Genomic DNA, 13,915 nt, shown 5'->3' with positions numbered 1-13,915 from the left:
TTATCAATATTTCACCATTTTAGATTCTAGTATTAACCTATCATTTGAGTACAATTCAACAAAATAGACTCCTTTAGATAAATGTTCTAAGTTAAATATCGAGGGTTTTGTAGTTTTTTCAAATATTGAAATTTCACCCAGAGAGTTTCGTATGATAATCTTGACATTCGAAAGTGATAAATCTTGCCAATCTAATGTAACAGCAGAAGTAAATGGATTTGGAAAAATTAATAAACTTTGTGCCTTTGTATAATCAATGATTCTGTTTGCGAAAGAAAAATTAAATTTTTTGACAAATAATGAATCCTCTAAAACAAAATTTGTATCTGAAATTCCTCCTGCGAAGTAAAAAGCAGAGTCATAAGCAATAAAGCCGGAAGTATTACTATTATTTTGATACGGGAAATATGCTGACCAGTTATTATTGCCAGCAGTATCTAAAGATATAGTTATAAAATTGTTGGGGAATGCTTGTGAATTGCCATAACCCCCAATAATTAATTCTGTTTGACTTATTGAAAAAGCCTTAATTAAAACAAAATAATTATTCCCATTTGCGCCATTACCTAGTTTATTCCACTTTTGAATACCTTTCTTGTCATATTTAACTATAAATGCGCCATATGCATTACCATAAACATAACAATTAAGGTTATTATCAACAATAATACCCAAAGGGGTTTCCCAGACTTGATTACTCGGACTCGAAATAAACTTTGAGAACCAAAGTATATTCCCGTTACTATCAATTTTCAAAACTCCACTATCAAAACCACTTGTAACATTCAGACCTTGAACGTCTCCCCCTATATAGACATTTGAAGAATCATCAATCGTAGAACAAATGGGATAACCAAATTGATATGTCGTATCAATTACCACAGTCCTCCAAATTTTGTTACCAATAGAGTCAAATTTTTCAACAAACATTTTACCCCCTGGCGCGCAACAACTTGTGTAGCCAATCAGGTAGGGGTTTCCGTACTTATCTACTTCGGCCATTTTACCTTCTTGGTTGTAAGCTAGACTATCGGCTTTAGCCCAAATTAAATTTCCATTCGCATCATATCTATTTAAAAAAGCCATACGGTTACCTAATCCACTTAATGAATCCATTTTTCCTGCTACATAAATGCTCCGATTGTTAAAGATTGTCATCTTATTAAATTCACCAGCCATATTTTGAGCAGCTCCATAGTAGCCATTCCATTTAAAATTGCCATTAGCATCATACTTAACCAAAAAGCCCTCTTTAAATTGGGAATTATTATGAGCTCTTCCGCATACATATATATTATTTAAACTATCTAATTTAAAGTCGTATGGAAGCATTAATCCGCCAATCGTGTCTTCAAATGAACGTTCCCACAATAGGTTACCAGCAGAGTCATGTTTTACAATTAGAAGATTAACATAGTTTCCAAATATATTGTTGCCTCCAGTACCAATAGTTATAATGTCGCCTTGGTAGTCTCTTTTAATAAAAGCGCTTCGACCAATAGCTTCTTTATATTCCCAATCCAAACTTAGAGTTGGCTGAGCAATCAATCTGCAAGTGACATATAAAAACAAAAACAAAAACAAAAAACTCTTTTTTATAATAACATCAAAAGAAGATTTTACCATTTTACTACAAATTAAAATTGATAAGATAAATTTCAAAAGCGAGTTAATTAGTTAAACAAAGACATAATAAAAAAAGATATGCAAAAAAAAATTTATCGCTAATATTTCAAAGTTCGTAGTACGAATTAAGTCATTTATTTTTAATTTGCAATATTAAATCGCAATTAATTGTGAATTTAATCAAGCATACAATCCTTCCAACTTATTCGTCCACTTTGCAAAACAGGTTCAAAATCTTTTGCCCAATTCAATAATAAAAATTCCGATTGGTTCAACTTTGGATACCGGAATATTTGAATTATTCATTTGATTTAAAAACCTGATAAATCAAAGTGCCTGCAACAAATATTCCTGTCCCTATTAAAAGGCCTTTATAATTAAATTCTTTATTGGATTTATTTTCAATGATTCTATTAATTTTTGAAAAATCTGGTTGTTCTTTTTCTGGAAAAGCTTCTGAATACGGTTTCAATCGAATTTGCTTTGGAACCTCCTTTTTTCTAAATCGATCTATATCCCTGAATTCCTCCATTATTTTCTTATTCTTCTCATAAAGCGGTTTTTCAAAAATATTGACTTCAGATGCCGGGCTAAATCGACCTTCTTGATACGCAATGCCATCCACCACCTTTATTATGAAATCGCAGTTGTGCGTTAAAGACTGGTCGCCCTTAAAATTACCCGATTTTGTTGCTTGTGTTATGGCCACAAAAGATTTCCTAGGGTTTTCATTTTTTAATTGCTCTAAAAACTCGCTCTCAATTCCGGCAACATTAATACTATCAATAAATACAAAATCAAATGTACTCTTCGATAGAAAGCTTTTAATTTCATCCTTATCTCTTGTTTCAAGAATTTTCATTTTACTTCCACCAATATCTTTTATTTTTTGTTGAAGGGTTACACTCTCCCCTTCTTCCGCAGCAATGTATAAGACTCTGCCAAAATATTCTTCTAAGTAATCAGCCAAACGAATTGCTAAATTGCTTTTTCCTCCTTTGGGTAATCCCCAAATTACCGCAGAAAAGAACTTTTCAGGCTTGCCGATAAGGTCAAGGAATTTACCCTCAAATTCAAGGCATTGAAATTTCTTTTTTACCAATTCATCTCCGGTAAATACTTTACTTGCTTTGGGCTTAATCACCTGTTCTATTTCCTGCTTCTTTTGCTGGGGTTCACTCATGCTTTGGCCTTCAATTGGCGCGTTCGGATTTCGTTCCGAACGCCCTGCGGAACCCAGTTCGGAACCGTTCGGAACGGGGTCAGAGAAACTCATGCCCTTTTTCAGCATCATCTCCTTAACATGGTTATAAACTGTGGTTTTTCCAATGCCAAGTTGGGTTGCTATTTGCTTAAAACTTTTACCTTCCAAGCGCAGTTTGAAGCTTAATTCTTTTATATCCATTTTAAAATTTTATTAATTAATTTCAAACAAATATAAACATATTACAATTATGTCATAAATTTGCATTTAGTTTATTACTCTAATACAGTCAGAAATGAATGAATCAAAATTCAATGTCAATGATATAAAACTCTCCAACAATCTTTACGATTTGAACAAGGAGATTTTCACAAAAGCCTTTACTTTAAAAGACTTGGGTATTAGCTCAAGAGTTCTCAAGTATTGGTCTTTAATGGGGATTCTGCGCGAAGAAAACAGAGCGGTGGATGAGAATCACAAACTCAATTTTACAGAATACATCTGGCTAAAAATCATTGTTGAATTAAGAGAATTTGGCTATCCAATAGAATATATTAAAAAGGCTAAGGAGATTTTACTAAAAAAAGAATCGCTTGCTGAATCTTTAAAGTTACATACAGACGAAGCCCTAATTGAGTATTTAAGGGGGATGATAAAAGCATCATCAAATAAGGATATTCCGGTTAGTGCATTTCTTAATAGTCCTAGCTCTTGGCAAAAATACAAAACCGTTAAGCGTTCTCTCCTTGATAATACTATATTGATTCTTCTAGGAAAAAAAGAAAATATTGATTGGGTCTTTTTTAATGAGGGAGGTGCATTGTATGTTTATGAGGATGCCTCCAAAAATTCGGAGCAAGTAATTACTTATCTAAAAAACACTTCTCACTTGCGAATTCCACTTATGAATTTAATTATGAATTTCATTGAGGATAAAAGCAAATTAGAATATGTAGCAAAGTATATGCTATTAAGTCCAAAAGAGATGGAAATTCTAAAGCATATTAGAAAGGGAGATTTTGAGTCTATTACTATTCATCTAAGGAACAACGAACCTATTAGGATTGATGAAACACGCAAGATTAAAATTCCTAATACAGCTAGAATATCTGAAATTCTTGCTAAGAGATCTTATGAAAAGATTGAATTGGTTACACAGGAAGGAACCATTACTTACGCCACTAAAACTGTAAAAACAAAACTGTGAAAACAATCCCTGCTAGTGCACTTAAAAAAAGAAGGGTTAAAAGTTCCGCCAGTGCCGGACAAATAATAGTAAAGCTAACTTATTGAATTAATCAAAAGTAAATGCATGTATTACTTAACATGCTCTCATTAAATGAATGCAGAAAAATAATTGAAGAATACGAAATAGAACTTACAGATGAGGAGTTAGCAGCTGTTCGAGATTGGCTTTACCATACAGCTGATACTGCAATTGAAATAGTTGAACAAAGGGAAAATGAAGTTCTAAGTAAAATCATAAATACAGAAACTTATGAAAAAAAGGGTAATAATTTACACTAGGGTATCGACCGATGAGCAAAATAATGGTTACAGTCCGGCTGACCAGAAAGATAAACTCTATAGGTTTTGCGAAAACAATGACCTAGATGTTGTAGGCTTTTATCATGACGATGAAAGTGCGAAAACATTTAACCGCCCTGAGTGGATTAAGATTATGAAGTTCATTAAAATGAATAAGGGTTTTGTGGATTATATTTATTTTTTGAAATGGGACAGGTTCTCTCGCAATGTTGCTGAAGCTTTTATTGAAATTAAGGAATTAAGAAAACTTGGTGTTGAGCCTAGGGCTATTGAACAGCCACTTGATTTTAAAATCCCTGAAAGTAAAATTATGCTCTCAATATACCTTGCTGCTCCAGAAGTAGATAATGATCGTAGGGCTCTAAATGTGTTTCATGGCATTAGAAGAGGTAAAAAAGAAGGTCGCTGGCTAGGTAAATGTATTAAGGGTTATAAGAACGCAAGGGACGAAAACAATAAACCTATAATTATTCCTGAAGGTGGTCAAAAAGAAGTATTGGTAAAGAAAGCCTTTGCCGAATTTGCGACAGGTTTATATAACATTGAACAATTGCGTGGAAAGCTAAATAAAGAAGGTTTTAAAGCAAATCGAAATTCCTTTTGGATGATGCTTCGCAATAAGGGATATATTGGGAAGGTTTTAGTTCCTGCCTATGAAAATGAAAAGGAAGAATGGGTGCAAGGAAAACATAAGCCCTTAATTGATGAACAAACATTTTATATAGTTCAGGATATCCTCGCTGGGCGAAAAAAGAATATCCCCAATAAGTTTAGAACACAAAGAGATGAATTGCCATTGAGGGGTTTTCTTTTATGTCCACAATGCGGAAAGAGGCTAACAGGCTCCGCATCTACCGGACGCAAAGGAGATAAATTTTTCTACTACCATTGTTCCAAGGGCTGTAAAGAAAGGCAGGTAGCTGAAATTGCTAATCACGAATTTGAAAACATACTTTCTAAATTTAAATCGAATGAGCTTGCTATTAAGTTACAAGGAGCTGTTTTAAAAGATAGATTGCAGAAAAAAAATAATGATGGCAAGGCTGAGTTGGTAAGAGTAGCGAAAGAAATTGCGAAACAGAAAGTAAGAATACAAAATGCAAAGGAGTTGATGTTAGATGGTGAATTTTCTGCCACCGATTACAAGAACATGAAATTGGAGATTGAAGAAAAGATTGATTCTTTAACAAGAGAAGAAGCAAATCTAAGGGTAGGAAGCGAAAATCAGTCAGCAAAGGTTCAACAATGCTTAGAGATACTTGTAAACCTCCATCAATACTACGTTTCAGGAGATACTTCCAAAAAACAGAGTATTATTGGTTCGATATTTCCCGAAAAGCTGACTTTTGAAAATCAAAAGTATCGAACCACAAAAGTGAATTGGGTTGTCGCCATGCTTTGCAGCAATATAAAGGACTTTAAAGACAATAAAAAAGGGAAAGGTTTGTTTTCTAACAACCTTTCCCTTAGAGTGGTGCTAATGGATATTGATATGCCGGTAGTAAATGGTATTGAGGGCTTGAAACTGATTCGTAAAAACTGTCCGGAAGTGATGGTGTTGATGCAAACTGTTTTTGAAGAAGAGGAGAAAATATTCGAGGCTATTCGTGCGGGTGCACAAGGATATTTTTTAAAGAAAACACCCCCTTCCAAACTAATTGATGGAATTCGGGATGCTTTTGAAGGCGGTGCTCCTATGAGTGCAGCAGTTGCCAAAAAAGTGTTGGAAGTTTTTCAACTCCAAACGCAAGTTTACAATACAAAACGATTTGATTTAACAGATAGAGAAGTAGAAATTTTAGCACATCTTGCTAAAGGCATGAGCTATAAAATGATTGCCGAAGCATGTGGAATTACCTGGCATACGGTTAATTCTCATTCCAAAAAAATTTATGAAAAATTGCATGTTCACTCTGCCTCTGAAGCCGTGGCAAAAGCAATTGAACAAAGGATTATTTAAGAGAGCTACCTTTAAGAAGCAGGTTGGGCTTGTAAAATATCTTCACGCGTGTAGCTTCTTCGAGGGATATTAATTTCATCGCGATGAAACACTTCAGGCACTTTTTCATCTCTTAGCACCATCTCAATCCATTTTTTGTAATATTTGGGTGTGCCGGCACTTTGAAGCATTTCCTTTAAAAATTCCTTTTCAATTAAGTTGGCCTGTTGCAAAAAATCGAAAATCATGCGCATGCAATATTCATTTACTTCATCGCCTTTTGCGGCACGTGTAGGCGCGAAATACTCATTTTCTTCAATCGCAGTAAAACCACTGTTGTCTTTTTTAGGATAAAACTGATAGGTGTTTTTTGCTGCAATTCCAAATTTGCTCGTCAAACCTAAACTGTGAATAGCCCAGCGCAATGGACCTTTAACAGCCTTTAACAAAGGGTTAGTGCGAAGGTTATCGGTTGCCCTTTTTTTGTCGGGGGTCCATAAAACGAGTGTCGCTGAAAGAAGAGGAGGAATAAATACAACATGTGGTTCCCAACTGTCGATAAGGGAGGGGTTCCAATCTTTTTGATGAAAGTGTTTTGAGATTTTTAATTCGGCCGACAAATTACCTTCATTTAATTCAAGATTTTTGTCAAACAACATGCTTTCATATCCTGAACCAAAAAAGGCATTACTGGTAAGCAAGTAATTATTATGATGATGAATGCAGTGAGCCGCTATCCCTTCTTTTTTAGTTTCATGTCGTGGAAAAATATGAATCTTAATATTGATATGTTCGTTTTCATACACGAAAAAATAAGGGATGTTGTAAAGTGTCCAGGTTTGAGTTAAATAGCCTTCATCCGTAAAATTTCTTTTGATTACTTCTTTCAAAAAAGCAGTGTCATTTCCCATCTTCACCAATATGGGAGATGCCTTGGCATGAAATTCATACCGGTCATTAATTTCATCCGACAATTTTAGAATAGATTGGATGTAAGGATTGTCCTTTAATAAATCGTTCATTTTTTTAAGTATTTAAAAAGGGAATTATCTTTTTGAGAAAAACATTTTTTCGGTGGCAATGAATGTTAAATCTAGCATTTTATAGCATAGCGCATCATAGTCCGACAAATAGTATTAATTTCTTGATTTTTCAGCTGTAATAATTTCATTCAATAGTTTTTCAGTTCCTGCTATATCTTGCGCATCTTTTTTTCCGATATCAATTGATTTCATTGCTGCTTCTTTAGCCTCTTCAAGCCTACCCAACTTAAAAAGAAGATTCGCATAGGTGTCGGTATTCGCAAAATCTTGTTTTAATTCCACTGATACTTGTGCCCACTTAGCTGCTATCTCAAGTTTAGCCGGTTCATCATAATTTTCAAAAATAATCCATGCCGCATTATTTAGTTCATTTGCATCAGTCAACTTGTAAGTTGGGATGTATTGTTCTGCTATTTCAAAAAGGTCTTTTTTGGTAACTTGAGCATATTCCCATTTCATTAGCCAACTTAATTCATCAGCATTTTCGATTTCATGCTTAGATGCGAATAAACTTGCCTCTTGTAGTTTTTCAGGAGTGTTTTTTTTAGCAGCTGCTCTAGCTTCTTCAGCAAACAAACTGGAGATAAACGTATTCCATTTTTCAATGCCAATTATTCCTTTGAATTTTTCTCTATTTCGTATTAAAAAAGAAAAGCTGGAGTTTCGAAGTTCACTAAAATTTGCAAGTAAATCAAACCCATCTGCACTTAATAAATTTTCTGTTTCAGGATTTTTTAGTAGCTCGTTCATTACTTCCTTCCCATCCATATTTGCCGCCATCAACAGCTGCGCATAGCTTTTCAATTTTTTAAAATCTCTATCTCCCGAATCAAAGTTTTTTTTAAGTGTATAAAGTTGAGTTTCAGGATTAAGTGCATTTTTACCATCAATAATAAAATCTGCGGCCTCTTTACTACCACATGCTTGATGTATTTTAGTGCCCCCGGAATTTAGAAAAACAAAGGTAGGATAGGCGTGAATGTCATATTTTTTTGCAAATTCAATACCCTCACCTTTCTCCATGTCCAGCTTTAAGCAAATAAAATTAGCTTCATAAAATTGGATTACTTTTTCATCGGTAAAAACATTTTTTGCCATCCATTTGCAGGGTCCACACCAGGTGGTATAAGCATCCACAAAGACCATTTTCTTCTCGGTAGCAGCTAGTTGCAATGCATCTTTCAGTGTGCCTTTTTGAAATGGAATCTCACCTGCTTTTGAGTTAAGTATGCCTATCAATAATATAAAAGAAGCAAATAATTTGACGCTTTTAAAGTTGTACATTTTTTGTTTCAGTAAATTGATTATTACCCAAAATTAGCAAGAATTTGCAAAGAAAAAAATAGCGTAAAATCAATGTAAATTAACGAGTGGAATTATTAACATACCACTGTGATAAAAAATCGAGGACATGTGAACAGAATCGGGTTTAATTAAGAACTTTATCATCGTAAAATTGAATAATTTGAGTTCGAAACATACATTTCTTATTTTCTTTTTTTGGTTGTTGATACAACAACGTACCTTAGGAGAACCCGGAGCCGGAAACGATACCTTGCCAACTATTTCGACGCTTGACGAACAAAGATTGCTGCGCGCCGATGAGTTATTTGAATTAAAAAACTATATCGCAGCCATGCCGCTTTTTGATACCCTCAGCGTGCATTATCCACAGTCGGTTTTATTTAAATTGAAAACCGGGATTTGCTTTTTGCACGCCTCGTCAAAGCACGATAAAGCCTTAATTTATTTGCAGGATGTAAAGAAAAGAAAACCCGATTTGGAAGGAATTGATTATTATTTGGGAAGAGCCTATTTGTATAATTATTTGTACGATGAAGCCATACAATCCTTTCAAAAATACCAGCAAATTCCAGATCGACGTAATGTAATTAAATTTGATGTTTCACATTTTATTGATTATTGCAACAATGGAAAAAATGTGATAAAGGATCCGCTAAGTATATATATTGACAATGTTGGTAAGCCAATAAACACGGATAATTCGGAGTATGTTCCGGTAATTGCGAGTGATGAATCATTCCTGATTTATACCTATCGCGGAGAACGCAGTTTAGGTGGGAAACAGAATGCTCGTAACCGTCCGGATGCGGAGGGAGAGTATTATGAAGATATTTTTATTTCATATCGCATAGGTGATCATTGGTTATTCCCGGAACCTTTAGCGAACATTAATACCATAAACCATGATGCGGCAATTGCACTTTCTGTGGACGGGCAAAAATTATTTGTTTTTAAGGCAACCAAGAAGGACAAGGGAGATATTTATATTTCTCATTTAAATGGCTTGGATTGGTCTGTTCCGGAACGTTTAAATGCCAACATTAACACCAATTATTGGGAAGGAAGTATCACCATGAGCAGTGATGAAAAAACCATTTATTTTACCAGTGCCCGTCCCGGAGGATTTGGAGGAAGAGATATTTATAAATCCATAAAGCAAGCAGATGGAAGTTGGGGTCCTGCTTTGAATTTAGGTTCCTCCATAAATACTCAATATAATGAAGATGCCCCTTTTTTGCACCCCAACTCTAAATTGTTTTATTTTAGTTCCGAAGGGCATAACAGTATTGGAGGCTATGATATTTTTAAATCGGAGGTATCGCATGATTCACTCACTGCTCCGGTGAATCTTGGTTTTCCGGTAAATACCTCAAGCGACGATAAGTACATTTCCATAAGTTCAAATGGGGCCCATGCTTATTATTCATCGGGGGTGGACGAAGGCTTAGGGCAACAAGATATTTATTCCATTACACCCGGAATTGCCGGAAAAAAGCCACAAATAGCAGTCGTTAAGGGGAGGGTTACAGCTGATGAAAAACCTGTAAAGGCAAAAATTATTGTAACACGTAAAGATGGATCAATGGATTTTGGGACATTTTATTCGAATGCTGAAAGTGGTAATTTTTTGCTCGTATTGCTTCCCTTTATGAGTTATAAAATTAGTTATCAGGCGGATGGTTTTGTTACCCACAACGAATATGTAAACACCGCGTCATTGCGCAATGCGGTGGAGGTAAAGGAGGATATTCACCTTTATTCGGTGGGCTATTCTCTTCCCAGAGTTGAGAGCAAAGATACTATCGGATTTATTTTTTCGAGATTGGAGGAGGAGTTGTTTAAATTGGATAGTATGGATTTGAACGACGATAAATTAATAGCGCTTGCGCGCGAAAGAGAAGCGGAACGCAGGATGAATATCCCTTTAAATTCTACCTCTTTCAGGATTGCAACGGATGCTACCATTAAAAGAATTCTAGCACAAAATGCTTTGCTCAAATTACCGGATAATAAAATTGCCATTAACCAAGATTCCGTGCTTGCTGCTAATCCTTTGAAAACCGCAGACCAAACTCCGAATACCAATGTTATTCCGGTGGATTCCACCTCACACTTAAGTGATAATCGCTCGGACAATCATCAAAAGAAGGCCTCTTCTGAAATGACTATTGATAGAACGAAATCAACAACCGTTGTGCCTTCTGATACTGCTAGAGTTACGCACGACAATCCTGTTTTTGGAGTATATTATAAGGTGCAAATTGGTGCATACCGTCACCCAAAAAATTTCAAATATGCTTTTGTGAAGCCTTTGGGGAATGTTGAGTCTATTCTTTTGAACGATGGTATTACGCGTTTTACCATGGGTAATTTTGAGACCCTTGCGGAAGCAAAAAAATTATGTGAAAAAGTGAAAGGCATCGGAATAAAGGACGCTTGGATAACCGCCACTGTAAATGGTGAGCGCAAGTTACTTCAGGAACTACAACACATGAATTTAAAAGTAGTAAACTGATAAGCTATTTCATTAAGTGCGTATGAAAGTATACTAAATCATCTATTGGGGAGCGAATGATTTTTCCCACTTTCATATTGTTTTCGATGCTCACTTCGCTTAATACATCTCTGAAATTATAACCAACTGAGCCAATACAATTGAATGAATATTTATAGTAATCGGGATAATGGTTTACCAAATTTCTAAAAAAGGTTTGAAAGCCTTCTTTTACAATTTCGCGGGAGTATGAAAAATTATTATTGTCATATACAAATTTGCTGAAACTTGCCAGAAATCTATTGGGCAGCGGTTTGTTGTATAGATTGTCAAAGATGTCTTCGTTGGTTAATCCGAAAGTATCTTTAAAATTTTTGCTCATTTGTTCGGGTAAATAACCTCTCATAAAATCGCGCAGCAATCTTTTTCCAATGTAGGAACCACTTCCTTCATCACCCAAAAAATAGCCCAACGAATCAATGTTTAAAACCACATTGTTACCATCGTAGAAACACGTGTTTGTGCCCGTTCCCAAAATTGCAGCAAAGCCGGCATCCTTTCCCAAAAGGGCTCTAGCTGCAGCTAATAAATCATGACCAACATAAATTTTAGCTTTTCGAAAAACGGCTTGCATTGCTTTAGAAACGATTTCAACTTTTTCGGGAACAGAGCAGCCCGCCCCGTAATAATATACTTCCTTCACAGCAGCGCGGTCTAAATTATCAGGCAATTGCTCATTCATAGAAGCTACAATGGTAGCAGTATCTACAAAATAGGGATTATACCCTTCGGTGTTAAAAAAAGACAGGAGTATTCGGATAATTTACCAGACCCCAATTACTTTTTGTAGAACCACCATCAGCGATAAGTATCATAATCGAATAAGATTAATAGTTAGAATAAAATTTTAATGCCCACCTCCAGCACTCGCATTTTCATAATCAATGCCTTGTGCTTTCAATATTCCACGTACTTTAAATGCAAAAAAAGCAAGGTAAGCAAAGCAAGCAACCGGCACAATATAGGAAGCATGAATGCCAATAATATCAGCAAGTTTACCTTGCAAGGGAGGAATGATTCCACCACCTAAAATCATCATAATTAAAAAAGCAGAACCCTGAGAAGTGTATTTCCCTAAGCCGGAAATACTCAATGAAAATATGCATGGCCACATGATGCTGCAAAACAATCCGCCACTCATAAAAGCAAATACAGCTAATTGACCTGTAGTAGCTAAGCCAATCAGTGTTGCAATTACTCCCATACTACCAAAAACGAGTAAAGTTTTAGCCGGTTTTTCGGCGCCTAAAAAGAAACCAACTATTTGAAATGCAACGCAGGCAATGTACACATAAAGGTGGCTTACATCATGTCCCGCCATAGAGTTAAAAAATAAGATCACTCCAAATGCAATTACAGGAACAAGCACAAACAAAATATTTTTGGTGGATTTAGAAATATCAAAAACAGAAATAGCACCTGTCCAGCGTCCAATCATTAAACTACCCCAATACATGCTAATATACGGTGCTAATTCACCGGGGGTTAGCCCACCGAAATCAGGATTTTTCAATAATTCACCAAGATTACTTTGTACTGAAACTTCCACACCAACATAGGTAAAGATAGCGAGCATGCCCAATACCAATTGAGGATATTGCATTGCGCCCCAACCTTCGGCAGCTTTTTTTGCTGAACTATTCGCATAGAGTAAGCCAAACACAACTACCAACAAGGCAATGAACGAGAGCATAAGCCCTAGGTAATCGTGCACATGGTTTTTTAAGTTTTCGATAAATTCAGGATCGGTGTAACGCGAAAAAATATAGCCGAAGAGCACAATTAAAATCACTGTAATACTTACCAAAAGATTTTTTGCTTTGTTGGCGCTTTCAAATTTTTCTTCATTTTTTCCGGCAGGAAGTTTTTTGGAAAGGAAGAATATACCGGCAGCTAATAAAAACAAAAAGGCAACTCCTCCATACAAGGCAAGCATAGAACCAAGTGACGAATTTTTTATCATGTCTTCGCTGAAGGATGCTGTGCCAAATAATGCCAATCCAACAGCAATTGGACCAATGGTAGTTCCCAAAGAGTTAATTCCTCCTGCTAAATTTAAGCGAGAAGCACCGGTAGATGGATCACCCATAGAAACGGCGAATGGTTGCGCCGATGTTTGTTGCAGAGAGAATCCCAAGGCAACAATAAACAAAGCGCCGAGTATCATTCCATATACTCCCATATTTACTGCACCAATCATTGCTATCGCACCTGCTGTGCTGATTAATAATCCATAAATAATTCCATTCTTAAATCCCCATTTATTCAAAATATCCACTTTCATACTACCACTCATCAAAAACAACAAAAGTGCCCCCAAGTAATACGCGCCATAAAAGGCAAAATCAATCAACTGACTTTGAAATTGATCTAAGCCAAATTTTGCTTTGCAATATGGAATAAATACTCCGTTGCTTGCCGCCACAAAACCCCAGAAGAAAAACACAGATATGAGCACCGATAGGGCTCCCCAATTAGTTGCTTGTTTGGTTTGGTTCATAAATTTTTTTTAGAAGATGAAATTAGTTGATGCCAAATATAAAAAAACCATTTACATACGCTTTTGTTCTTGAACGATTCTCATTAAAATATTTTTGCTGTTAAGAATAAATTTTTAGATTTATGAATTGAAAAGTGTTCGTATCTTTTTGTAACACTTTTTAAAAAAAACCGTTCATAACCCATTATTAAGCGCT

Annotated in this window: 9 protein-coding genes and 1 pseudogene; 4 read left to right on the top strand and 6 right to left on the bottom strand. The window is 35.5% G+C overall.

Annotated elements, in window-relative coordinates; genetic code table 11:
* Window positions 1-3: 3 nt before the first annotated feature.
* Together IPP32_02165 and IPP32_02160 are read right to left on the bottom strand one after the other, a co-directional pair.
* On the bottom strand, window positions 4-1,626 hold the full coding sequence (locus tag IPP32_02165; protein MBL0046890.1) for a T9SS type A sorting domain-containing protein: 1,623 nt from the start codon (window positions 1,624-1,626) through the stop codon (window positions 4-6).
* 298 nt (window positions 1,627-1,924) lie between these two features.
* Entirely contained in the window at window positions 1,925-3,031 is a 1,107-nt protein-coding gene (locus IPP32_02160) for a hypothetical protein (GenBank protein ID MBL0046889.1), read from the bottom strand.
* 94 nt (window positions 3,032-3,125) lie between these two features.
* Here IPP32_02160 and IPP32_02155 point away from each other — a divergent pair, with 94 nt between their 5' ends.
* The 3 genes from IPP32_02155 (at window position 3,126) to IPP32_02145 (ending at window position 6,338) form a co-directional block, all read left to right on the top strand.
* Complete coding sequence (locus tag IPP32_02155; GenBank protein ID MBL0046888.1) at window positions 3,126-4,037, top strand: hypothetical protein; 912 nt, start codon at window positions 3,126-3,128, stop codon at window positions 4,035-4,037.
* Window positions 4,038-4,138: 101 nt separating this feature from the next.
* Window positions 4,139-4,357: a hypothetical protein gene (locus IPP32_02150; GenBank protein MBL0046887.1), complete on the top strand. Its 219-nt coding sequence runs from the start codon at window positions 4,139-4,141 to the stop codon at window positions 4,355-4,357.
* Window positions 4,329-6,338, top strand: a complete 2,010-nt coding sequence (locus IPP32_02145) for a recombinase family protein (protein MBL0046886.1) — start codon at window positions 4,329-4,331, stop codon at window positions 6,336-6,338. Before IPP32_02150 ends, IPP32_02145 begins: the two co-directional genes overlap by 29 nt.
* Window positions 6,339-6,349: 11 nt before the next feature.
* Here IPP32_02145 and IPP32_02140 read toward each other — a convergent pair whose 3' ends face one another.
* Window positions 6,350-7,339: a hypothetical protein gene (locus tag IPP32_02140; GenBank protein MBL0046885.1), complete on the bottom strand. Its 990-nt coding sequence runs from the start codon at window positions 7,337-7,339 to the stop codon at window positions 6,350-6,352.
* A 114-nt stretch (window positions 7,340-7,453) separates the two neighbouring features.
* Window positions 7,454-8,644, bottom strand: a complete 1,191-nt coding sequence (locus tag IPP32_02135; GenBank protein ID MBL0046884.1) for a thioredoxin family protein — start codon at window positions 8,642-8,644, stop codon at window positions 7,454-7,456.
* Window positions 8,645-8,825: 181 nt separating this feature from the next.
* Between IPP32_02135 and IPP32_02130 the strand changes: the two genes are divergently transcribed.
* Complete coding sequence (locus IPP32_02130) at window positions 8,826-11,180, top strand: PD40 domain-containing protein (GenBank protein MBL0046883.1); 2,355 nt, start codon at window positions 8,826-8,828, stop codon at window positions 11,178-11,180.
* Between the two features lie 4 nt (window positions 11,181-11,184).
* Here the strand turns inward: IPP32_02130 and IPP32_02125 are convergent.
* Both IPP32_02125 and IPP32_02120 read right to left on the bottom strand, forming a co-directional pair.
* Window positions 11,185-12,034, bottom strand: a pseudogene (locus IPP32_02125) (N-acetylglucosamine kinase).
* A 32-nt stretch (window positions 12,035-12,066) separates the two neighbouring features.
* Complete coding sequence (locus tag IPP32_02120) at window positions 12,067-13,719, bottom strand: MFS transporter (protein ID MBL0046882.1); 1,653 nt, start codon at window positions 13,717-13,719, stop codon at window positions 12,067-12,069.
* Between the last annotated feature and the right edge of the window lie 196 nt (window positions 13,720-13,915).

Source organism: Bacteroidota bacterium (assembly GCA_016721765.1).
Lineage (GTDB): Bacteria > Bacteroidota > Bacteroidia > UBA4408 > UBA4408 > UBA4408.
Note: the sequence above shows the minus strand (reverse complement) of the source record. Positions and strands in the feature narration are given on the sequence as shown.

Excerpts from the sequence above, each read along its gene's own strand:
- IPP32_02165 (MBL0046890.1), bottom strand. The coding sequence starts at position 1,626 with ATGGTAAAATCTTCTTTTGATGTTATTATAAAAAAGAGTTTTTTGTTT.
- IPP32_02160 (MBL0046889.1), bottom strand. The coding sequence starts at position 3,031 with ATGGATATAAAAGAATTAAGCTTCAAACTGCGCTTGGAAGGTAAAAGT.
- IPP32_02155 (MBL0046888.1), top strand. The coding sequence starts at position 3,126 with ATGAATGAATCAAAATTCAATGTCAATGATATAAAACTCTCCAACAAT.
- IPP32_02150 (MBL0046887.1), top strand. The coding sequence starts at position 4,139 with ATGCATGTATTACTTAACATGCTCTCATTAAATGAATGCAGAAAAATA.
- IPP32_02145 (MBL0046886.1), top strand. The coding sequence starts at position 4,329 with ATGAAAAAAAGGGTAATAATTTACACTAGGGTATCGACCGATGAGCAA.
- IPP32_02140 (MBL0046885.1), bottom strand. The coding sequence starts at position 7,339 with ATGAACGATTTATTAAAGGACAATCCTTACATCCAATCTATTCTAAAA.
- IPP32_02135 (MBL0046884.1), bottom strand. The coding sequence starts at position 8,644 with ATGTACAACTTTAAAAGCGTCAAATTATTTGCTTCTTTTATATTATTG.
- IPP32_02120 (MBL0046882.1), bottom strand. The coding sequence starts at position 13,719 with ATGAACCAAACCAAACAAGCAACTAATTGGGGAGCCCTATCGGTGCTC.